The sequence below is a fragment of the Leptolyngbya sp. BC1307 genome (genome assembly GCF_002286735.1).
Classification (GTDB): Bacteria; Cyanobacteriota; Cyanobacteriia; order Phormidesmidales; family Phormidesmidaceae; genus Phormidesmis.
This window is the reverse complement of record NZ_NRTA01000002.1, coordinates 89,004-111,130: the sequence shown is the minus strand read 5'-3', so window position 1 is coordinate 111,130 and position 22,127 is coordinate 89,004. Positions and strand designations below refer to the sequence as shown.

The window sequence follows — 22,127 nt, the reverse complement described above, 5'->3', positions numbered from 1 at the left end:
AGCATTTAGGCGAATTAGCCCCTGCATCTAGCCATCTGCACATTCTGGTCTGGTTTATCTATAGCTTGTCTAAGAATGGCTTGTCTAAGAATGGCTTGTCTAAGCATTGCCTCAAACCCGACCTTTTGGAACAACGTCTGTCAACGGCGGCGAGTCCGTCTGGAGAACTCCTGAAGTGGCTAACCTTTTTTCTCAGCTGAAACAGTGGTCTAACAGGCTGCGCGATTCCGACTCGAAGCCAGCTTCCCCAAGCGCTGCTCAGACTGCTAAGCGGCGGCAGACGGCTATTCGAACGGCAGCTATTCCCCAATCTACTCAGCTCGGTCAGACCCAGTCTGCTCCTACGCCTGTTGGCAAACCTGTTTACCAGCGGCCTGTATTTTGGGTGGTACTGCTCGTGGGGGCGAGTATTGCTGGCCCTAGCGCTCAGTTGTATCGGCTGTGGAGCAGTCTGCAAGAGACGGTGCCCGACGTGCGTCAGGCGCTGACCTATGACCGCAGTGGCACCATCACGCTGAAGGCCGGAGACGGCAAAATTTTGCAGAAAGTTGGCCCGACCGCTCAGGAGAATCTTGCTTTTGATAAAATTCCTGAAGTGGTGGTGCAGGCGTTTATCGCCGCTGAAGATCGCCGGTTTTATCAGCACAACGGGATCGATTACCGTTCAATTACCAGAGCTGCCCTGACCAACCTCAGCAGCGGTGGCGTGGTAGAAGGGGCCAGCACGATTACGCAGCAGCTGGCGCGGCTCACGTTTCTCAACCAGGACAGGAGCTTTCAGCGCAAGTTTAAAGAAGCGATACTAGCTCAGCGACTAGAGAAAGATCTGGGCAAAGAAAAAGTGCTAGAGCGCTACCTCAATCTGGTGTACCTGGGTGCGGGAGCCTATGGCGTGGCTGATGCCGCCTGGATTTACTTTGGTAAAACAGTCGATAAGCTCAGCGTGGCTGACGTGGCTCTGATTGCTGGCATGGCTCCGGCTCCTAGTCTCTATTCTCCACTGGTTGATCCGGAAGCGGCTCGCCAGCAGCGCGATAAGGTAATCAGCCGCATGGAGGCCAATGGCGTCATTACGACTGCTCAGGCCGATGAGGCGTATCAGGCCGCCGTGACGCTAGAAGCGCAAGAGCCTAAGTATCTCTACAGTAAGTATCCTTACTTCACTATCTATATCAAAAAGCAGCTATCCGAAATTCTCTCCCCTGAGCAGATAGAAGCTGGCGGCTTAGTGGTGGAAACCTCTTTAGATACGAAGTGGCAGGAGGCAGCCGAAAAAACGGTTAAAGATATCACCGAAGAATATGGCGAGTGGCAGCGCTTTGAGCAGGCTTCTCTGGTGGCGCTTGATCCGAACACTGGCGAAATTAAGGCCATGGTCGGCGGTACTGATTTTGACGGTAGCCAGTTTAACCGGGTGACTCAGGCGCAGCGGCAGCCGGGCTCTACTTTTAAGGCGTTTGTGTATGCGACGGCGATCGCCACTGGCATGTCACCCTACAAAAATTACACTGACGCTCGCTATATTGTCGATGGCTATGAGCCTGAAAACTACGGTGACAGCTACAGCGGCGAAGTCGATCTGCGCCAGGCCCTAACCCGCTCGATTAACATCGTCGCTGTCAAGCTGCTGGTCGATGTTGGCTTTGACCCAGTGATTGCGATGGCTCATCGCATGGGTATCGATTCGGATCTGCTGCCCGCCTACTCGCTGGCGCTGGGCGCATCAGAAGTCAACCTGCTAGAGCTAACCAGTGCCTATGGCTCTTTTGCCGCTGAGGGCAAGCATATTACCCCGCACGGCATCACCCGCATCACGAATTCACAAGGCGATGTGATGTACGAATTTGAGGAAGAACCGAAACAGGCCCTCGATGCTGAGACTGCAGCCATTATGACCTGGATGCTAGAGAGCGTAGTCAATGGAGGTACTGGTGGTAATGCGGCGATTTCGGGCAGACAGGTCGCTGGCAAAACCGGTACGTCTGAGAAAAACCGGGATCTCTGGTTTGTCGGCTATACTCCGCAGCTAGTCGCTGGGGTATGGATGGGCAATGACGACAGCAGCCCGACCAGCGGCGCTAGCCGCACAGCGGCCCTGGCCTGGTATGAGTTTGTCAGTCAGTTTATTGATGATCTGCCGGTTGAAGAATTCCCAGACTTGCCCAAGCTAGGCGGGCGAGAAGGCACCATTAAGGCCAAGCCCATTTCACCTCGCCGGACGATTGTAGATAGGCCAGCGCGAAGCGATCGCGATCAGCCAGAAGACTATAGACGCCCCGCCGTCTATAGCGAAGAAGCACCGGATGAATACTTCAGCGCGCCCGCAGAGCCTGAGCCCGAGGTTCCTGTAGACCCGGTTTATCGCGATCGCCCCATTCGCAACCAATCAGACCCCGCGCCAGCGCCCGCCCCTGCCCCTGCCCCTGCGCCCGCCCCGGCACCCGCTCCGGCCCCGGTGCCCCCACCCGCGCCAGCCCCTGTTTTTCCTGCGCCTGCGCCTGCGCCCGCACCGCCACCCAAACAGGAGGCAGAGCCCCCAACGCCTAGTGTGCTAAACAACTAATCAGGCTGCTTACTGCCAACTGTCTGCTGCTAACTGTCTAATTGACCTGTCTTACGACTGTCATTACCTGCCCCATCGCTATGGCTTTTTCCCAACGCATCTCTAGCTTCAGTGAAAAAAAAGGAGGCCGCACCGTTGGCCGCCAGTACCAGTCAGTGGTGATCATGCTGCTGCTGAGCCTGGTAATGATCGGCGGTATTGGCTCCCGGCTAGCCTACTTGCAGCTAGTTCAAGGGGACTACAACCGCGAATTGGCTGAGGAAAACCGGGTGCTGCTGCTGCCCAGACGCCCGGCCCGGGGTACTATTTTTGATCGTAAAGGCAACATTTTGGTAGGCTCTCGCCTCTCGCATTCGGTCTCTATCTGGCCGATTGCCCTGCCCAAAGAAGAAGCTGAGCGCGAGCAGGTCATTCAGCGCCTGGCTCAGATTCTCGATGTTCCGACCGCTGAGATTCAAGCGCGCCTCGATTTGAACAGCTACAACCTGAACAAATCAGTGCCGATCTCTCGGGGGGTCAGTTCTGCTCAGACCACAGCGCTGGCTGAATATGCCCAGGAATTGCCCGGCGTACGAGTAGAAGCAGAAGCAGTACGCAACTATCCCCGAGGCGACTTAGCTGCCCATGTTTTAGGCTATACCGGCGAACTCAACGACGAACAACTCGCCGGATTGGAAGATGAGAACTATCGCATCGGGGATGTGATCGGCAAAATGGGCGTAGAAATGGCCCTAGAACCCACCTTGAGAGGTCAGTGGGGCGGTCAGCAGGTAGAAGTCGACAGCAGTGGCCGGGTGCTAAAGGTAATTGGCGAAAAGCCTTCGGTTTCTGGGCAAGACGTGCAGCTCACGCTCGATACCGATCTGCAACAAGCCGCTGAGCAGGCCCTGGGTAATCAGACCGGTGCTATTGTTGCTATCGACCCGCGCAATGGCGCAGTGCGGGCGATGGTCAGCCGGCCTACCTTCGACCCTAATATCTTTTCATCCCGAATCTCTGAGGCTCAGTGGAACCAGCTTCAGAGTCGGGGCAATCCGCTGGTTAACCGCGCCCTGAGCGCTTATCCACCTGCCAGTACCTTTAAGATAGTTACCGCTGCTGCGGGCATGGAATCTGGCAAATTTTCTCCCGAGGTGGTGCTGCCGACCTACCCTAATATCACCATTGGTGGCATTCAGTTTTGGGACTGGAACAACGCCGGATTTGGCCCTTTGGGCTTTCGCGGCGCGATCGCCATGAGTAGCGACACCTTCTTCTATCAGGTGGGCCGAGCTGTAGGCGAAAAGGAGCTAGAGAAATGGATGCGTAAGTTTGGCCTAGGCCGAAAAACCGGCATTGAGCTGGCTTTAGAAGAAGACGAGGGCCTAGTCCCTACCGAAGAATGGAAGCGCGAAGTCCTAGACGAAAGCTGGTACCTGGGCGATACCATTAATGCTTCCATTGGTCAGGGTAATGTGCTCGCGACGCCGCTACAGATTGCGGTGATGTTTGCTGTTGCTGCCAACGGTGGCAATATGGTCACGCCCCATCTGGTGATGGACGAAGAAGAAACCAAACAATGGACCGAATCTTTAGGACTGGCACCGAGTACGATCAGGGTTATAAAAGATGGCCTGCGGGAAGTAGTGACCAATGGCACGGGAAAAGCAGTGGCTGACCCCGCATTGCCGCCTATCTCAGGCAAGAGTGGTACCGCAGAAGCCCCGCCAGGAGAATCTCATACCTGGTTTGGTGCCTATGCCTCCACAGATAAGCCCGAGATTGTCGTAGTGGCCTTTGGCGAGCACTCTGGGGGGGGAGGCGGCTCTCTGGCCGCGCCGATGGTAAAAAAAGTGCTGCTCGAATACTTTGACGTTAAGCAGGCGGAGCAACCAGCGGCTGAGTAGGGCTTTTGTAAGTGGGAGTTGCCTATTAGAACAGACAGGAGGCAGGAGGCAGGAGTAGGGCTGTCGCTGCCTGCTGGGTTCTTGAATCAGGTTGCTTCGACTTAAGCCGACAGGCTTGCAGCTCTCATGAGCTATCCAAAGGTTTTTCCATTCCAGCCCCACATTGCGCCTTGAGCATCGGCAAATTCGATGTAGGTGCGGTTGGGCGGGACGCCCAGGGCAGCCTGCACTTTGGCGCAGAAGTCTTGACTCATGGTTTGGGTTTTATCGCTGCCCATCGTGCCTACGCTCTTGATCTGAATGAAGCAAGTGGGGTCGGTGGTGCCGCCAAAGGTCATTGAGGTACCAGGCTCGAAGGCGGTCATCACGTATGATTCGGGTTTGCCCAAGTGCTTAGCGAGGCTGGCTGACAGCTGCTTGAGCAGGTCTTCGACGGTGGTTTTGGCCGGGGTGTCAACGGAAGTTTGAACTTTGATCAGGGGCATGGGTTTACGTTTGAAGTCACACTTTTAGTCAGCATAGTCTCAAATTCCTGATTTCTTATCTCTTAATTCCCTATCTGTAGAGAGTTGGCGATCTGTCGGTGGTGATACTTTTCTTAACAACTGAGAGAAGCCGGTTATCATGGGTTGTGAATTGATACTGGTTGATATGACAGCGTCCTCCCCTTCTGACCATTCTATCGGCCAAAAGGCAAAAGGCTTTATAGAACGGCGCATCTTGCTGGGTCAGCCGCTCACGCTAGAGCTGAGTGCCATTTTACTGGTGTATTTTGTTCAGGGCGTTTTAGGGTTGGCCCGGCTGGCTGTGAGCTTTTTCTTGAAAGATGACATCGCGCTTTCGCCGGCGGAAGTGTCAGCGCTGATGGGAGTGGCGGCGCTGCCATGGACTATCAAGCCAGTGTTTGGCTTTTTGTCAGACGGGTTGCCGATTTTTCGCTACCGGCGGCGGCCCTACCTGGTTATTTCGGGTGGGTTGGGGGCGATCGCCTGGCTTTCAATGGCAACGGTCGTTCACACCGCAATAGCCGCGACTGCTGCGATTTTGCTGTCGTCACTATCGGTAGCAATTTCAGATGTGATTGTCGATTCGCTGGTGGTAGAGCGCGCTCGCGAAGAAGAACAGGGTGATGTGGGTACGCTACAGTCCCTGGCCTGGGGCGCTTCGGCAGTTGGCGGCTTAATTACGGCCTACCTGGGCGGTCTGCTGCTAGAGCACACCAGTACCCAGACGGTCTTTGGGATTACGGCGACCTTCCCGCTGGTGGTATCGGCTGTTGCCTGGCTGATTTCTGAAGACCCAGTAGCTGAGCAATCGAACCTGAAAGTCGTTATTAATCAGGTGAAGCTGCTCAAAGGAGCGGTTTCTCAAAGGGCAATCTGGATGCCTGCTTTGTTTTTGTTTTTGTGGCAGGCGACCCCAACTGCCGATTCGGCCTTTTTCTTTTTCTCGACCAATGAGCTGGGGTTCGAACCTGAGTTTTTGGGACGGGTACGACTGGTGACTAGCTTTGCTTCTCTGATGGGCATTTGGATTTTTCAGCGCTTTCTGAAGGAAGTTTCTTTTCGCAAGATTTTTGGCTGGTCTACCGTGCTGTCGGCTCTGCTCGGAATGACAATGCTGCTGCTGGTCACTCACGCCAACCGAGCCCTAGGCATTGACGATCGGTGGTTTAGCCTGGGCGATAGTTTGGTGCTGACGGTCGCCGGTCAAATTGCCTTTATGCCGGTGCTAGTGCTGTCGGCGCGGCTCTGTCCGCCGGGTGTCGAAGCGACTCTGTTTGCCCTATTGATGTCAGTGGTTAATCTGGCGGGTCTGCTTTCTCATGAGCTAGGCGCGCTGCTAACTCACTGGCTACACGTTACCGAAACTGAGTTTGGCAATTTGTGGTTACTGGTGCTGCTGACCAACCTCACTACCTTACTGCCGCTGCCACTGCTGAGCCTTTTACCGGAAGCCTCTGCTGTCGGCACTGTAACAGGGGATCCGCCGGAGACAGCCGTTTCTGCTCAAAATCCGGTGGGTTCGGCGCTTAAAGGAGAACCGGCGATCGCCCTATCTACCCCTGAAATCACCGAAGAGGCAGCGGCGCTAGATGCCACAGTCTAAGCCGAAAGCCTCACAAATTTTGATATAAATCCACCTCCTCTAACCCACCTCCTCTATCCTCTTATGCAAACGCTGCAATCATCCTCTCGTGACTCATCGACTGCCTACGCTAGAGAAGACTGGAAAAGCGGCTACCTGTCGCAGCCCGAAGAGTTTGCCTACTGGGTAGACGATATTGAGGGCGAAATTCCGCTGGAACTCTCTGGAACCGTCTTTCGCAATGGGCCAGGGCTGACCGATATTAACGGCTACCCCCTGCACCACCCGTTTGATGGCGATGGCATGATTAGCTCAATGGCGATCGCCAACGGCAAAGCCTTCTACCGCAATCGCTTTGTGCGCACTGCGGGCTACGTCGCCGAGCAAAAGAGCGGCAAACCCGAATATCGAGGCGTTTTTGGCACCCAAAAGCCAGGCGGCTGGCTAGCCAATGCCTTTGACACTCAGCTCAAAAATATTGCCAATACCCACATCATTTACTGGGGCGGCAAACTGCTGGCCCTGTGGGAAGCTGCAGAGCCTCACCGCCTCGACCCGCAGACATTAGAAACGTTTGGCCTAGACTATCTCGACGGCCTGCTTAAAAAAGGCGACGCCTTTGCCGCCCACCCAAAAATTGACCCTGATCGCGAAGGGGCAGCCCGGCTGGTAAATTTTGCCGTTAAGCCCGGTCTTTCTAGCACGATTAGCCTGTACGAATTTAGCGCAGACGGTCAGCTAGCGGATCAGTCTCGCCATACCCTACCTGGCTTTGCTTTCCTGCACGACTTTGCGATCACGCCTAATTACTGCATTTTTGTGCAAAATCCGGTGAGCTTTAACCCGCTGCCCTTTGTGATCGGCTGGAAGGGAGCCGCCGAGTGCATTCAGTTCAACCCGAAGCAGCCTACAAAGATTGTTGTGATTCCTCGCAGTGATGCGTCTGACGCTCAGGGCGAAGTCCGCTTTTTTGAAACCGACTCCTGCTTTGTCTTTCACCATGCCAACGCCTACGAGCAAGACGGCAAGCTGATTTTAGACTCGATCTGCTACGAGAAGTTTCCCACCCTAGAAGGGGCCAGTGACTACAGCGAAGTAGACTTTGACCATGTGCCTACCAGCAAGCTGTGGCGATTTACGGTGGACTTATCGACGGCACAAGTCGATGTGGAGGTGTTGGTTGAGCGCATCTGCGAGTTTCCAGCCCTGCATCCGCAAAAGGTAGGTCGCCCCTATCGCTATCTATACTTAGGCGCGGCCCATAGCAGCACCGGCAATGCTCCTTTGCAGGCATTGCTCAAGCGCGATCTGGAAACCGGTGAAGAGCAGCTCTGGAGCGCCTCGCCGCACGGATTTGGCGGCGAGCCTCTGTTTGTGCCCCACCCAGCCGGCACCGAAGAAGACGACGGCTGGCTGCTGCTATGGCTTTACAACGCTGAGTTTCACCGCACCGAACTGGCAATCTTTGACGCTAAAGAGATTACCGCTGGCCCAGTGGCAACGCTCAAGCTCAAGCACCATGTGCCCTATGGTCTGCACGGCAGCTTTACGCCAACCTACTTTGGCCCCGACTCTGACGCTGTCGCCTAGGAGAACGTCAATCTGCTGACAACACCGTTTCAGGCGCGAGCTGAGCTGTCAGAGGCTCTTGCAGTGCTTGCGCCTTGTTGATTAAGACGGCTTCTAAATGGGTGCGTAGGCGATCGCCCTGCTGCGGGTCGGCGATATAGATCTGGCCCCCTTGCTTTTTAAACAAAGGCAGCTCTGCCAGCATCCGGTAAGTATCAATCTCTGAAGACTGCGCGCTAATTAAGGGGCGATCGCCTTCAATCGGCACCAACCCTGGCGGCAGATGGCCTTCAATCAGCGCCAAGATATGAGACTGGCAGACCTGAGTGTTAATGCCCCGCTGCTCTAGCAAATGCATAATGCCTCCCGCAGGCAGCGGCTGTTCGGGCAAAATGCGCAGCAGCTCTAGCAGCAGAAAATAGTCGCTGTACTGGTGGCGATGGGTATCGAGCACCTGCGGGTAGTGACAGAGATTAGCCAGACCGTAAGCTACCCGGCTACAGCTATTAGAGTATTCGCCGCTGTAGGTATCTTGAATGATCGTGGCATTGGGAAACTTTTGCCGCAGCCAGCGAGCGATCGCACTCAAAGAAGCCGAGCCACCCGTGCAGATCACCTGCTTCACAGCCTGCGTCGAGAGCGATTTCTGGCTGAGCAGCCCGTTAATCTGCCGGTTGATCCGCTGGACATAGGGTAAAAATACCTTGGTCTCTAAGTCTTTGCGCTTGATTACCCAGCTCTGGTCGGCCAGGGCAAGCTCAAACTGATTTTCTTCCTGTAAAGCGAGCTTGATCCGGCGAGCAGCGGCCAATGCCTGCCTGCCCAAGGGCGAATCATTCAAACGCTGCTGCAGGCGATGGCGCTTAATCCGGTCGGCTTCTCCTGGCTGAGGCAGTTCGAGCCGGTGTAGACCCAATGCCTGCCAGGTATCTGCCGCTGTATCCTCCGGGTCTGCCGGCTGAGGTTTCATGTGAGCTTGCACTGGCACATGCAGTAGCTGACAGACAATATCCTGATCGAGACCATCGCCTGCGTAGGTAAAGCTGCGCAGCGCAAAATCTTTGTAGCTAAGTTGAGCGAGGTCGGCGGGCAAATTGACCATGGCCGCCTCGGTGAGTGTAGCACCCGCGCTGATTACCACCGTGCCACCGGCCCAGTTGCAGTTGTAGAGACCGGGCTGCTGATCTTCTGGCAGATCATCTGCCTCCTCAGGGTCGGGTAGGGCAGAGAGCAGCACAGCGATCGCCTCTTCCACAAAAAATATCTGCTCAGCTTGCTCAACTAAGCCCGCCGCCAAAACCGCCTCCCGGATATTGAAGCTGTAGGTGTCCGGCCAGTTATTGGGGTAGCCCACAATCACCCCCCGCAGATCCCTCAGTGCGCGGCGCAAGGCGCTATCTCTTAGCCCTACCGCGCGGCAGCTAAGATGATCGGGGCTGAGGGTTTTGAGTAAATCAGCCAGACCGTTTGAAACCGACATCAGCGGTAGGGCCACCTGATCAGACCACTGAACCAGCGGCTCACCGGCTATTCCATGGGGAATGCCAATTTTGACTAAAGGCTTAATGTTGCGCAGCAGCGGGGTGGATTTCTGAAGCGCAGCTGGCCCGACGGTTCCCAATGGCAAGCTAGTCTGGTCATCAATCTGGGCAACAGCAGGTAGGCGAAATCGGTCAGACTGGTCGTCGCCTAGCATGTTCCAGCACAAGGGATAGACCTGATCTCCCCGCTGATTCATCAGCACTGCTGACAGGCCGGTTGTGCCAATGTCAATTCCTAAGAACCAGTCAGCCGGTTGACCATCGGTCGGATCGTCATCTTCCTCATCGACTGGCTGATCCGGTGACAAATCAGCCCCCACAAACGGATCAATGACTGATTGATCGGCTGAGGTTCCGTCTGTAGCTTCTGTAGCTAAAGGCGGCTCGGGCAAAGGCGGGGCATCCATTGGTAGCAGAAACTTATCGAGACCTACCGACTCGTCCGTAGTGGCAGCGACAGCAGGCACTGCGGACGGCCCATCATCTACTGCGACGACTTGAGGCAGAGACGCCTGCGAATCATCCCCGGCTTCCCACTCATCAGGTTCCCACTCATCGCCCGGTTCATCAGCTGCTGTCTCGGCTTCAGCCGGCGGGCGATCATCAGCTTCTGGAAAATCTGCCGCTTCACCTTCGGGCAAGTCAGGAATCAGCGCCGACTCTAAAGGCAGGGATGCCGGAGAGAGCGTTTCGGGGGGTGGGGCCGCTGCTTCAAATACAACGGCCTCTTCGAGATCCGAAGTCAGCGCATTGAGATCGCCGTCAACGGTTTCGACAGCGGTTTGCTCAGCTGCTTGGTTGGCGGCTTCTAGTTCGGCGACTAGCTCGGCAGATAGCGGATCTTCTCGGTCATCTGGTTGCTCTAGACCAACCGTGAAATCATCATCATCTGTGTCTGGAATATCTGGTACCAGAGACGATTCGGGCTGCTCAGTCAGTGTGGCCTTGGCTGGCTCGATCTCGTCTGTCGCTGGATCTAGATCTAAATTTCGGTCGAATTCGATGTCTAGCGCTGATTCTATTGCTGGATCTGTTTCCGGCTCTAGATCTGACTCTGGTAACCCGCTCTCAGATTCAGACATAGATGCGCCCAGATCTGGCAGGATACGGGCCAGATCGGTGTCGTCGTCATCAACCTCAAAGGCGTCTGCTAGCGAATCTGGCGCTGAGTGATCTATCTGATCGGGTTGAGTCTCTACTAGCGGCTCTTCGTCTGGCTGCTCATCTAACGGGGAGATGGAGGCTGAGAGTGGATCGATATCTGGATTCACTTGTGAATCATCAAGCGTTGGATCAATCGTGAGATCTTCAAAAGTGAGGTCCGCTAGATAGTCCGTATCGGCTGTTGGCATAACCTGCTCTTCTGTGCCAGCGCCTGCCGGGTCGGTCGCTGCAAGCGGGCCATCGGGCTGACTGCGATCATCCGGGGAGTCGGTAATCCAATCAGTCGCCAAATCTGGTGAGGTAGGCGCTGCCGCTTCTTCATCTCTGCGGTCGATATCCAGCTTCAGCAGATCGAGATCAATGGTGCCGTCCTCTCGGATGCAGTCTTCTGGCTGCTCTTCAGTAGAGGAGTACGTGTCTGCTGGTTCTGCGGGTGCGGGGTCGGGTTCTTCATCACTCAGCAGATCGGGCAAAATATCATCGAGCGAAAACACAGTGTCTATTGTCGTTTCAGCTTGATCACCGGTAGGTTCACTGGCAGATTCACTGGCAGATTCACCGACTAAGTCATCGGTTTCAAAGGCTGTAAATGCTAGTTCTGATGGGGCCGCTGACCGAGGCGGGAAAAAAGCGGGTTCGGGGGGTGTACTCTGACCGAGCTGCTGGGTAAGATGGTCGACGAGCGATCGCACGATCACTTCTCCCTGCTGGCCCAGGCTCTGCATATTTTCAATGCCCTGATTGAGCGAGATCTGATAGCTATCAATATTTCTCTGTAGCGTCTCAAACATTCGCTGCAGCGTCGAGTCGATATTGACTAGCAGCTGATCAGAGCGAGACTGTAACTGACGCATCTCTTCTAGCTGGGCGCTGGCAGTCACAGGCGAGGGGACTGGCTCTGTACCTGCCGATAGCCGGGCGACGGCTTCAGCATGGTCGGTCTCTAGCTGGCTCAGAGTATGGGTGACCTGAGTCGAAAGGTTCGCCTGCAACCGCTCCATCAGCGCCTGTAAAAACTGGTTGAGCTGCTGATCGTCAACTGTCGGGCGGTCCGCTTCTAAGCTGGCGGTCTGGCGCTGTTCGGCTAGCGCTCTGACTTCTTGATAGAGGCGATCGCGCTCCTGCCGCAGACTGTCCATCTCCAGACGCAGTGGCTCCAGCGCACTGGACTTGAGAAACTTCATCTCTGTCAGCAGCGCCTGCAGCACACTTTCTGCCGACTCTCCAGAGACCGACTCTCCAGAGGCTGACTCTCCAGACAGCTGCGTCTGCATGGCCCGATTGCTAAATATACCTTCAAAATCTTCGCTGCCGAGCCTACCAGAAGCCGGCTTTTGAGCGGCGATCTGGCCAGTGCTGGGGTCAACTGGTCCCCAGCCACCGGGCGCTTCAAATGTTTCCTGGAGCGACTTTAAGTAGTCCTGCGCTTTGGCTAGCGCCTGTCGCTGCGGCTCCACCTCGCTAGCTCTAATCCAAGGCGTTCGCGGCTTTTCTGAAACCAGAGCCCGCTCTATATCAGCGATGAGTGATTTAATCTGATCCTGCTGAGAAGTCACAATGGATGCCTGCGATAATAAGCGATGGTTTTGCCAGTACACGGAAAGGGTACAAATGGCAAGTCCACAAAGTTTAAGCTAGCGCCGTAAAAAAACACAGCCCAACGCTAGCAAATTTATGACGGAGTTTAACAGTTGTTGCCCAAACGGCCTCGAAGCAGCCTCTAAAAAACTACCCAAGTAGTCCCCAGTAAGCTGCAGAACAGGTGCGATCGCAACCCTGCTTGCTTGCCTGCTTGTTTGTTGGTCTGATGCGTTGGTGTCAACAGCGACGCCATGGATTGTGTGTCAAGGTAGAGCAAGCTAGTACCCGCGACAGCTTCGATGCTAAAGTTAGCGTGCTTTACAGCAGCAGCTCTTTTAGCGCTGACGGCTTATTCTACTGAGAGACCTCGTTGTGAGCAACATTGATGTGTAGACGATTTCTAGAGTCAAGCCTCTAGAGGTCAGGAACATTACTTGAGAGAGTTCGGCTTGCCTGCCGTCTATCGTATCAGCGGCCCATCAGCGGCCCATCAGCGGGTAGAAGTTTCAGAGGGATACAGCTGAGTTTAGAATAGCCCCCTTAAGTCCTCACAACGCTAGCCTTAGCCTTATCAGCTGCCATGGATGCGCGCGCGCTCGACCAAAACGAACTGATTTGCATAACTCCCTTCTTTGCCGAGCTGCCGCTTGGGTCAGCTCAGCAGGCCGCTGCTCATGTAGTTACGCGCCAACACCCGGCCAATCAGGTCATTTTGCTAGAAAACGATTGGGGGAATTCGGTTTATTTTATTCTTGAGGGCTGGGTCAAAATTCGCACCTATAATCTAGATGGGAAGGAAGTGACCCTGAATATTTTAGGGAAAGGGGAAATCTTTGGGGAGATGGCTCCGCTCGAAGAGGTTCCTCGCTCTACCGATGTGATCACGCTGGCTCCGACGATAATCGGCAATATGCCTGCCCAGTACTTTGTCGATCTCATTAATACTGAGCCCTTAGCGGGCTTGCATCTAGCTCGGCTGATGGCCCGGCGGTTGCGCCAGGTCAATCGTCGACTGCGACTGCGCGAGTCGGACAGTCAGTCGCGGGTGGCCGATGTGCTTTTGTTTTTGGCAGATGGGCAGGGCAAAGTGGCCGGGCAGGGCATGGAAATTCCCAATTTGCCTCACCGGGAGCTGAGCGGGCTGAGCGGGCTAGCGCGAGAGACAGTGACCCGGGTTTTAAGTAAGTTAGAGAAAAAGGGGTTGATTGAGCGCGATCGCGATATCTTACGAATCATCGACCTCGAAGCCCTCGAAAGCTTATTGGTATAGCGCCATTACCTATGAACCTTCCCCCCTCAACCAACGCCGACGAGCTACCGCCCGAAGATGATGCGCCGTGGATCTCAGACGATCCGTCCCCTGACCCGCTCACAGGCAGCAGCGCCCAGCGGCATTCGGCTGAGCTGTTTCCAGTTCCGCCCGATGAGGGTTCTCGCCCGCCCACTGCAGAAAAGCCCGCTGCCGGATCAGGGTCTCACCATCAGGCTATCGGGCCACTGCCGCTGGTAGAAACCGCTTTTTTAGCCAGTGCCGCTAGCTTGATGTGGCTAATCAACACCTATTTCCCGCCCGGTCCGCTGCTGCGCATTTTATTCCCGCTGCCGATTGCCCTGGTTTATCTGCGGTGGAATTTACGTTCGGCTTGGATGGCGGCTACCGTATCGGGGCTGCTGCTGACAATTTTGCTAGGCCCCACCCGCAGCATTTTCTTTGTGATGCCCTACGGCTTTTTGGGGGTGCAGCTCGGCTGCTTGTGGCGGCGGCGAGCAAGCTGGGGTGTATCAATTATCACCGGGGCCATTCTGGTGGCGCTGGGCACGTTTTTTCGGATCTGGCTGCTGTCGCTGCTGGCCGGAGAAGATTTTTGGGGCTATCTGATTGCTCAAATTACTCAGATGCTTGAGTGGGGCATGCGGCTGCTCACTAACTGGGGCTGGGTTTCGCTAGGGGCTCTGGGGCAACCGAGTATGGAATGGGTGGCGATCGCTGCTATCTTGTCAGTCTTATTTTCCAGCGTAGTCTATCTATTTACTGTGCATCTGGCCGCGTGGCTGGTGTTAGAGCGCTTAGGCGTTACCATGCCAGAGCCGCCCAATTGGGTACAAATGCTCATGGAGGAATAGGTGCGAGCAACCCGACTGTGATCCGCATCTGCGCCGCTAATCCGCGCCCCTGGCTCGCCCGCTATCGAGGCCAAAAACCAGTATTTGTCTGCATTGTCAGCTTTACTGAGACGGGGCTTATTCCTCAAATTTCTGCTGCGGGAGACACGCCTCAAGCCCGCCGTCACACCGCCCTAGCCGATTGCGAATTTCTCTACACCGGGGCTATTCTCCCTCGGCTGGCCGCAGGCATTTCACCAGCCGTCATTACCCGAGCGGTGCTCACTGAGCAAACTATCCCGATGCACCTCTTGAGCACAGGCTTGCCAGCGCCGCTCACTGTGCCTCATATTGCGTTACCTCAGGCGATCGCTAAACCCGTGCATACCGGCCAGGCAATGACGCTCAGCCAGGCAGCCATGCTGCTAGAAAGCGGCTTGCATTGGGGCCAGCAGCTCGCTCAGCAATGCCTTAATAGCTACTTAATTGTGAGTGAATGTGTAGTCGGCGGCACTACCACCGCTCAGGCAGTGCTCACAGCGCTAGGGTATGAGGTCGCCGGGCTGATGAGCAGCAGTCATCTGGCAGGCAACCACCGGCAAAAGCAGCATCTGATTGAGCAGGGGCTGTCAGTCTGGCGGCAGCACGGTGGTTTTTCGCCGCTGGCAGCGGTGGCGGCTGTCGGTGACCCTATGCAGGCGGTTGCCGCAGGCATGGTGCTGTCAGCTAGCCAATACTGCGGCGTGCTGCTGGCCGGCGGCTCTCAGATGCTGGCCGTCTATGCTCTGGCTAAAGCCATCGCGCAAGCTCGTTCGCAGCCAAAAATGCGGCGATCGCTGTTCTGGAACCCAGAGCAAGTCGTCGTCGGTACTACACGCTGGGTGATAGAAGATGCCAGTGCCGACACAACTGCCATCGCCCGATCAGTCGGTGCGCCCTACCTTGCCAGTCAGATCAACTTTAGCCAGTCACCTTACTTGCAGCTGCGGGCCTACGAGCGGGGCTTTGTCAAAGAAGGCATCGGCGCAGGCGGCTGTGCGATCGCAGCTCACCTCCATCAAAACTGGACAGCCACACAGCTCCGCCATGCCGTTGAAGCGCAGCTTCGACAAGCTATCTGGCAATAGCGTTCGAGTCTGGTCAGCCCAGCTTTGATCTACTGAAACCGACAGGCCAAAATTTGCTCTTCTAAAGCAGCCATGCGGTTGTAAGCCGCCGTTAGCTGCGCCGTCAAACGCTGAATCTGAATCTCAGGAGAAATATTGTGAGGCGAACTCGACTGACTGCCATCGAGAGGGGGCTCATCGCTCAGAATGTCTTTGTGAGTCATAGAGGGATCTACCGGTCGGGGTAAAGCAACTGGCGCTAGATTGACAGACCCGTTCCTATTGCCAAATTCACGATTTTGCAAAGCAGCAATGCCAGATACCTTTTCCGTCAGCTGCTCCATGAGGACGTGAAGCACATCAATTTTATTGCTTAACTCCACTACCTGCTTCTGTAGAACATCTATAGCCATAAGGACATCTCAGTCATGAATTTTATCAATTGTATAGATATATTTAGTTTTTGGCACCTGACTCACCTAATCATTTGATGATTGGCTACAAACTCCGCACTGACGCTCTGACGATTTCCAAAAACTCTCGAAACTCAGGCTCAGTAGGCTCAGGCAGTTTCAGCAACGTTCCCTGCCATCTGAACCGATGCTTTTCCACAGGCCGAGCTTATCTGACCAATCAGGTAAATCTATCGGTATCAGTAATGCAGACAGGCGGACTTTACGAAAGTGACAGTTCGTCAAATCCGAACCTTCAGCCCGCAAAAATATTCACTGAGCGCTATATAATTAGCAAATAAGTGCAAAAAACAACACTGTATTAGACTTAGACGCTAGAGGTTTTATGAGATTAATTGCTAGAGCTCTTCGTAGCTTAGGTACCGTATTGATGATGGCTGCCCTGGTCATCAGTAGCTGTGCTGTCTTGGCATCGCCCGCTTTCGCCGCCGATCACACGGTCAAAATGGGTTCCGATGGCGGTTTGCTGGTTTATGAACCAGCAACTCTCAAGATCGCAAAGGGCGACACCGTCACCTGGCAGAATAATAAGATGGCTCCCCACAATGTCGTCTTTGATGCCAATAACGTACCGGGCGGCAAAGCCATTGCTGATGAGCTGACTCACACCAAGCTGACCTTTTCGCCTGGCGAATCTTACTCCAGCACGTTTGACGTTGAGCCTGGTGAATACACCTACTACTGCGCGCCGCACCGGGGTGCTGGCATGGTTGGCAAGATCGTCGTTGAATAATATGTCCGAGTCACAAGTGTTTAGGTAGCTTAGCGTTAAGCGCTGCTGCATCAAGCTTTACGGCTCGTGAATAAGATTTGACCTTGGAGGCGCAGTAGACAAACATCTACTGCGCCTTCTTCGTATGGGAAGAACGAACCGTCATGAAATGGGTGCTGATGTCAGCGATCGCCACGGCTGCTAACCGAGCGCCTGCCTGCTCAGAGACAGCAGGTGATATACTTTGCGCGCAGGTTTCTTAGCATACTGAGGAACATCGCTGATTCGGTATGATAGTCTTTAGCTGAGAAGCCGTGGCTAGCCAAAAATAGCGCTCGGTGGACGTTGCTTTTTCCAAGGTCAGTACTGTATCTGATGATTTCAGCGCGCGCACTAAATTATCAGCCACTGCTAGCTAGCTGGATAGTCGGTATCTATCTTTTAGGTTGTCGCACCGCTCAGGTGACCCGTCTATGAGCGATACGACGGCATATTTAGCTGGCTGTGCCACGACGGGGGTAGCGGCTTTGGTTCTGTTAGTAGCCCGGATTGGCATGGTCTCTGCTAATCCAGAGGGGGAGCGTGCCCGCCAGCTCGATGATAGGCTAGCTCGAATCGAAGCAACGACACCAGCGGCTGGGGCGATCGCCGATACCCAGGCCGACCCGCAGCTACAGTACGAAATTCGCCGCGAACTCGACAAGCAGCGCGACCTGACTGAAAAGCTCGAAGAGCAGCTAGCTCAGCAAGAAACGCTGTCAGGAAGCCTAGAGACTCAGCTCAAGGCTCAAGAAGACAAAACTCAAGAGCTACTGGCCAAAATTCAAGACTATCAGCAGTCTGTTGAATCGCTAGAGCTACAGGACAAAATTGCTGCGGCCACCCGGCCTGCTGATATTGCTACTACCCCAACCGGTCCGCCTACCTCAGTGATCTGGCTGGGGGCGGGGGTTGTCGTCGTGCTGATCTTGGGTGGTGGTGGCCTGATTTTGTGTGCGGTGCTGCTGATTTTGCAGTCTCAGCGGCGCTCAGCCCGGCCCGGGCCCATGCCGTCTCCCTTGCCGATGCCGCCTGCCGCTGCCTACCGCTACTACGACCAAGCTTTTCTGCCGCCTGCTCAGTTTCGCGCCCAGCGGTCTTACTATGATCGTCCGCCCTCCCCTTACGACTCCACGCCTTAAGCCTGAACGCCGTGAGCGAGCAGGGTAGACTCATCGCCTGAAGCTATCTTTGCCTAGCGATCGCGCTCAATATCGTAGATTGCCTTTTGAATGCACCACAGCAGATCTCGATCAGGGTGCTTCTCTGCAAGCTTTTGAACTAGCCGTTCGGCTATCTCCACATTGTGCGTTAGCTGGTTCAGTCTGTGAAAAGCCGCAGCAGGAAACGCCTCATTTTTTTTGGATGGTCTGCGTTGCGCTCTATATGAGTTAACCGGTTGCTTACTCTGGTCAGCAGCCGATTTGAGCCACGGCGATTTGGGCTTAATAGACCCAGTTCTCATGCGCTGTCTAAACTGTAGCTGGTACGCTGGGCGCTGCTGCCCCCCTAAGCTGAACCAAGGCAAACCTAATCGCTCTGCCCGCTGCCAGCTCCAAAATAAAAATAGGCAGATACAAGCGGCAATACTGATTCCCATCGTCACACTCGAAGCGCTCAGATCAGAGTTCCCATAAAGAGCCTAGCCAAAAGCCGGGCAAGCTTACCTGTTTGCCATGGTTTGCTTCTGTTGCAAGCTCTCAGACACCTACATAGGTAAAGGCAGCCCAATAGAAAGGATGGGCAAAGGGACGTTGGTTATGTGCTTGCTCAAACTTCTGAGCAAGATCAGGATGGGAGCTTTTGAGATAAGGAGCGAGGGTTGGCCCGTCGCTATCTCGTAGCCAAATCTGGGCTTGGCGAAGGGCTTCGGGTGGGTCAAGATCTTCGGTGCGCCACAGGTCATAAAAGCGGCTGAGCAATAGCATAGTGCTAAGGTCGGCTACTGTTAGTGTCTGTAAGTTTTCGCCACCATTTTCAGTCAGCAATTGCGGTGTAATCAGAAAGGAAAGCCCTTGAGGAATAGCCTTTCATGAAAAACAGCAACCGCGAAGCGCAAATAATGCGAATCCAATCGACGAGCTTCCAACCGGAATTATCGTCAGCGCTAGCAGCAAAGCTGCGGCAAGTGGTGGTGGGTGTGACCAAAGCGACCCTAGAAGCAGCCCTGGTCGAAGAACTATTGGCAGAGCGGTGTCGCCAAAGCGAAGCAGTGGGGCGACGCTCAGGCTACTTTACGCGGGTACTAGACACAGCGCAGGGACGGATCGAAAAGCTCCGAGTACCGAAGCTGAGGAGTGGTAACAAAGAACGGTCGTGGCAAATCCTTGAGCGGTATCATCGGAGCCTGGGGAGCCTGCTCAACTTCACGTTGAGCCTGTATGTGATGGGACTATCGTTGAGGGACTTACAGGAAGCGCTGTATCATCTATTGGGCAATGTTTTGTCCGTCAGTGCCATCAATCGGGTGACGATAGAAGCTCAAAACCATGTGCACAGTCATCGTCAAGCCCCCTCGTCCAAACGCCGCCAATACTGATTGTTGATGGGGTATGGGTGGATAGCCACTTGCACCTCAGAGGAAACAAAAGTAGACCGGGCTGGCCATATCCGCCAACTGCGTCAAGCCCAAGACCATGTCGTCTTAACCGCACTGGCGGTTTGGCCGGATGGGAATCACGAGGTTTTGCACTATGAGATTGCCGAACAAGAAGACACTCAAGGCTGGGAAATGACTACAGCCAACCCGTTCCAGCACCCGCCCTATCGTCAGAAGACCAAACTTGGGCCGAAGCCTTACTCAATCCTTGTTAGCACTCAAGAAACACATAAAGCTTATCGCTGGCTCTATTCCCTGTTGGAGAAGGCGGCACCCAGATTCGAACTGGGGGTAAAGGATTTGCAATCCTCTGCCTTACCACTTGGCCATGCCGCCGCTGAAGCACCAATATATCAAACTTTCGAGTCTTAATGGGAGAGAAAAATAGCGTTCAGCGATTGATAGGCTGAGCAGACGAAGAGGCGTCAGCTCAAAATTTGCCCGATCATGCGGTTGGCCTGAGCGCCATAGCTACCGCCGAAGAGATTGAAATGATTGAGAATGTGATAGAGGTTATAAAGGATTTTGCGCTGGGCATAGCCCTCTTTAAGCGGGCTAACCGACTGGTACGCCTGATAAAACCCCTCTGGAAGGCGCCCAAACAGTTCGGTCATAGCCAGGTCAGCCTCGGGGTCACCATAGTAAGTCGCCGGGTCGAGAATGACCGGTTCGCCCGCCTGGGTAACCGCAGCATTGCCAGACCAGAGGTCACCGTGCAGCAAAGCCGCTTCTGGCTGGTGCCCGGAGAGCAGCCGAGGAATCGCGCTCATCAGTTCATCGCGGCGGGGAAAGTCACCGCCCTGGTCGTAGGCTAGCTCGAACTGAGGGCCTAAGCGGCGATCGCGCCAAAAAGCGCTCCAGTCTGTCAGCCAACCATTTTTCTGAGGCGTGGAGCCAATTGTATTGTTTCGGTGCCAGCCAAACCCCTCAGCGCTGGTGACCTGGTGCATCGCCGCTAGCTCCTTGCCAAGCTGTTGCCAGGCTGCTGCCGGGCCGCTGCCGCCGAGATCTAACCACTCAGTGACAATGTAAGAAAAGTCGCCTGCCCTACCACAGCACAGCGGTTGCGGCACTCGTACCGTCTGGCTCTCATACATTGCCTGCAAGCCATCGCGCTCTGCTTCAAACATCGGCAGCCGGTCGGCCCGGTTGGTTTTGACGAAAAACGTGCGCTGCCGATCGGCGATCGCTACCGCCTGATTGATGCAGCCTCCCCCAATAGAGCGCTGAGACTCTACTTGAAAAGGCTGCTTTGTCACCTGGCCGATCTGCCCAGCAATACTTTGGGCCAGCGACTGATTAAGCGGACTAGACATAAGGCTTACCCCGCTGGCTTGAGCGTTACGACACCGTAGGCCTGTAGAGGCAGGTAGCGCTGTGCCGCCATGCGAACCTCCTCAGCGGTGACCTGCTTGATCTGTTCAGGATAGTCCAGCGCATGGCGAATATCGCCGGTCATCGCTTGATAGTAGCCGTAGAGACCCGCGCGATCGCTCGGTGTCTCACTGCCAAAGATATGCCGATTGGCGACTTGAGTTTGCACCCGCTGCAGCTCCGCAGCCGTGATTGGCTCTGTGTGCAGCCTTTGAATATGCTCAAGAATTGCTGCCTCTGCTGCCGCTAGGCCATCAACCGGCACCTGCGCTGAGATGTAGAACACCCCCTGGTGACCAAAGGTCATATTGCTCGCCGAAATGCTGTCAACCAGCTGCCGCCGCTCCAGCAAATCGTCAATCAGACGCGCCGTTCGGCCCCGACTTAAGATAGAGGCCACCACGTCGAGCGGGTAGGTCTGCTCTAGATTGCACATGCCCGGTACCCGCCAGCCCATGACCAACCGCGCCTGCTGCAGTGCTTCGTCAATATAGTCGGCCCGGTGGATGTTTGAAAATGGTGTTTCTGGCTGAGCAGAAGGGATTTGTAGCATCAGGTTAGGATCGTAATGATCTCGATTGCTGCGAGCCAGCGCCTGCTCAAAGCTCTCTTCTACGACCTGTACCAGCTCCTCTACAGGCAGGTTGCCCACAGCGACAGCCGTCATATTTTGGGGCTGATACCAGGTCTGGTGAAAAGCGCGCATCTGCTCAGCGGTCAGCCCTGCAACCACCTCTACTGGCCCCAGCACCGGTCGCCGGTAGGGCAGGCTCTCAAAGTTCATCTCCATTGAGCGGTAAAACGTGCGCCGCCTCGGGCTATCTTCGGCCCGACGAATTTCTTCTAAGATGACCGGGCGCTCGCGGTCGAAGTGGTCATCTTGTAGGCTAGGGTTCGTCACTAGCTCTACCTGCAGCGGCGCTAGCGTGGCAAAGTCTTGAGGGGCAGTGGTGATGTAGTAGTGAGTGTAGTCCTGACTGGTAGCGGCGTTGGTGATCGCGCCGCGTTCTTCAATCAAGCGCTCAAACTCACCGCATCTGATTTCGGGAGTGCCTTTAAAGATCATATGCTCTAAAAAATGAGCCATGCCGTTAATCGCGTCAGACTCGACCTTAGAGCCAATATTGAGCCAGATACTGAGGTTAACGGCGTCAATGGGCATGTGCTCGGCAATGATCGTCAGCCCATTTGGCAATCGGCGAATTACCGGAGAAGTCAGCGAGCGAGTCTCGGAGGCTGCTGATCTGGACTGAGAGGTTGCTGGAGAAGCCATAAATACAGGGTTTTCTTTATTGTAGTGGGGATGTATCAGGAAAGAAGGGGCTGTTA

The 22,127-nt window shown here is 54.9% G+C and carries 17 protein-coding genes and 1 tRNA gene; 10 read left to right on the top strand and 8 right to left on the bottom strand.

What is annotated here, in order from left to right:
- Nucleotides 1–175: 175 nt before the first annotated feature.
- Together CKL79_RS01880 and mrdA are read left to right on the top strand one after the other, a co-directional pair.
- The gene (locus tag CKL79_RS01880) at nt 176–2,563 is read left to right on the top strand and encodes a penicillin-binding protein 1A (protein ID WP_121967877.1); all 2,388 of its coding nucleotides are present in this window, start codon (nt 176–178) and stop codon (nt 2,561–2,563) included.
- Nucleotides 2,564–2,643: 80 nt separating this feature from the next.
- Entirely contained in the window at nt 2,644–4,449 is a 1,806-nt protein-coding gene (mrdA, locus tag CKL79_RS01875) for a penicillin-binding protein 2 (RefSeq protein ID WP_121967876.1), read from the top strand.
- Between the two features lie 131 nt (nt 4,450–4,580).
- On the opposite strand, the gene CKL79_RS01870 is transcribed toward mrdA, so the two are convergent.
- Complete coding sequence (locus tag CKL79_RS01870) at nt 4,581–4,934, bottom strand: phenylpyruvate tautomerase MIF-related protein (protein ID WP_121967875.1); 354 nt, start codon at nt 4,932–4,934, stop codon at nt 4,581–4,583.
- A 166-nt stretch (nt 4,935–5,100) separates the two neighbouring features.
- On the opposite strand from CKL79_RS01870, the gene CKL79_RS01865 reads away from it, so the two are divergent.
- Nucleotides 5,101–6,558 (top strand): folate/biopterin family MFS transporter, encoded by a 1,458-nt coding sequence (locus CKL79_RS01865; RefSeq protein ID WP_121968007.1) that lies wholly within the window; start codon nt 5,101–5,103, stop codon nt 6,556–6,558.
- 63 nt (nt 6,559–6,621) lie between these two features.
- On the top strand, nt 6,622–8,127 hold the full coding sequence (locus CKL79_RS01860) for a carotenoid oxygenase family protein (protein ID WP_121967874.1): 1,506 nt from the start codon (nt 6,622–6,624) through the stop codon (nt 8,125–8,127).
- Nucleotides 8,128–8,134: 7 nt separating this feature from the next.
- On the opposite strand, the gene CKL79_RS01855 is transcribed toward CKL79_RS01860, so the two are convergent.
- A complete protein-coding gene (locus tag CKL79_RS01855; protein ID WP_141242132.1) occupies nt 8,135–12,367 on the bottom strand; it encodes a hypothetical protein in 4,233 nt (1,410 codons plus the stop codon).
- A gap of 605 nt (nt 12,368–12,972) precedes the next feature.
- Between CKL79_RS01855 and CKL79_RS01850 the strand changes: the two genes are divergently transcribed.
- Genes CKL79_RS01850 through cobT form a run of 3 tightly spaced genes read left to right on the top strand, consistent with a single transcriptional unit; the run spans nt 12,973 to nt 15,622 of the window.
- Nucleotides 12,973–13,662 (top strand): Crp/Fnr family transcriptional regulator, encoded by a 690-nt coding sequence (locus tag CKL79_RS01850; RefSeq protein WP_121967872.1) that lies wholly within the window; start codon nt 12,973–12,975, stop codon nt 13,660–13,662.
- A gap of 11 nt (nt 13,663–13,673) precedes the next feature.
- Entirely contained in the window at nt 13,674–14,516 is an 843-nt protein-coding gene (locus tag CKL79_RS01845; protein WP_121967871.1) for a DUF2232 domain-containing protein, read from the top strand.
- Nucleotides 14,489–15,622 (top strand): nicotinate mononucleotide-dependent phosphoribosyltransferase CobT, encoded by a 1,134-nt coding sequence (cobT, locus tag CKL79_RS01840; RefSeq protein ID WP_240518594.1) that lies wholly within the window; start codon nt 14,489–14,491, stop codon nt 15,620–15,622. The genes CKL79_RS01845 and cobT overlap by 28 nt, the downstream gene beginning before the upstream one ends.
- Nucleotides 15,623–15,651: 29 nt before the next feature.
- Here the strand turns inward: cobT and CKL79_RS01835 are convergent, their stop codons facing one another.
- Nucleotides 15,652–16,014, bottom strand: a complete 363-nt coding sequence (locus CKL79_RS01835; RefSeq protein WP_205878961.1) for a hypothetical protein — start codon at nt 16,012–16,014, stop codon at nt 15,652–15,654.
- Nucleotides 16,015–16,399: 385 nt separating this feature from the next.
- Here CKL79_RS01835 and petE point away from each other — a divergent pair, with 385 nt between their 5' ends.
- Nucleotides 16,400–16,807 (top strand): plastocyanin, encoded by a 408-nt coding sequence (gene petE, locus CKL79_RS01830; protein WP_121967869.1) that lies wholly within the window; start codon nt 16,400–16,402, stop codon nt 16,805–16,807.
- A 452-nt stretch (nt 16,808–17,259) separates the two neighbouring features.
- On the top strand, nt 17,260–17,967 hold the full coding sequence (locus tag CKL79_RS01825; protein WP_121967868.1) for a hypothetical protein: 708 nt from the start codon (nt 17,260–17,262) through the stop codon (nt 17,965–17,967).
- 53 nt (nt 17,968–18,020) lie between these two features.
- Here CKL79_RS01825 and CKL79_RS01820 read toward each other — a convergent pair whose 3' ends face one another.
- Nucleotides 18,021–18,290: a hypothetical protein gene (locus tag CKL79_RS01820; RefSeq protein ID WP_170943928.1), complete on the bottom strand. Its 270-nt coding sequence runs from the start codon at nt 18,288–18,290 to the stop codon at nt 18,021–18,023.
- A 235-nt stretch (nt 18,291–18,525) separates the two neighbouring features.
- Nucleotides 18,526–18,813 carry a CHAT domain-containing protein gene (locus tag CKL79_RS01815; protein ID WP_121967866.1) on the bottom strand — a complete coding sequence of 96 codons (288 nt, stop codon included), beginning with the start codon at nt 18,811–18,813 and terminating at the stop codon, nt 18,526–18,528.
- 44 nt (nt 18,814–18,857) lie between these two features.
- Here CKL79_RS01815 and CKL79_RS01810 point away from each other — a divergent pair, with 44 nt between their 5' ends.
- Entirely contained in the window at nt 18,858–19,364 is a 507-nt protein-coding gene (locus tag CKL79_RS01810; protein WP_121967865.1) for a transposase, read from the top strand.
- 325 nt (nt 19,365–19,689) lie between these two features.
- Here CKL79_RS01810 and CKL79_RS01800 read toward each other — a convergent pair.
- From CKL79_RS01800 to CKL79_RS01790, 3 genes are all read right to left on the bottom strand, one after another.
- Nucleotides 19,690–19,760: transfer RNA gene (locus CKL79_RS01800), tRNA-Cys, on the bottom strand.
- 89 nt (nt 19,761–19,849) lie between these two features.
- Nucleotides 19,850–20,740, bottom strand: coding sequence for a fructosamine kinase family protein (locus CKL79_RS01795; protein ID WP_121967864.1), 891 nt, complete (start codon nt 20,738–20,740; stop codon nt 19,850–19,852).
- A 5-nt stretch (nt 20,741–20,745) separates the two neighbouring features.
- Nucleotides 20,746–22,071, bottom strand: a complete 1,326-nt coding sequence (locus CKL79_RS01790) for a pitrilysin family protein (RefSeq protein ID WP_121967863.1) — start codon at nt 22,069–22,071, stop codon at nt 20,746–20,748.
- Nucleotides 22,072–22,127 lie beyond the last annotated feature (56 nt).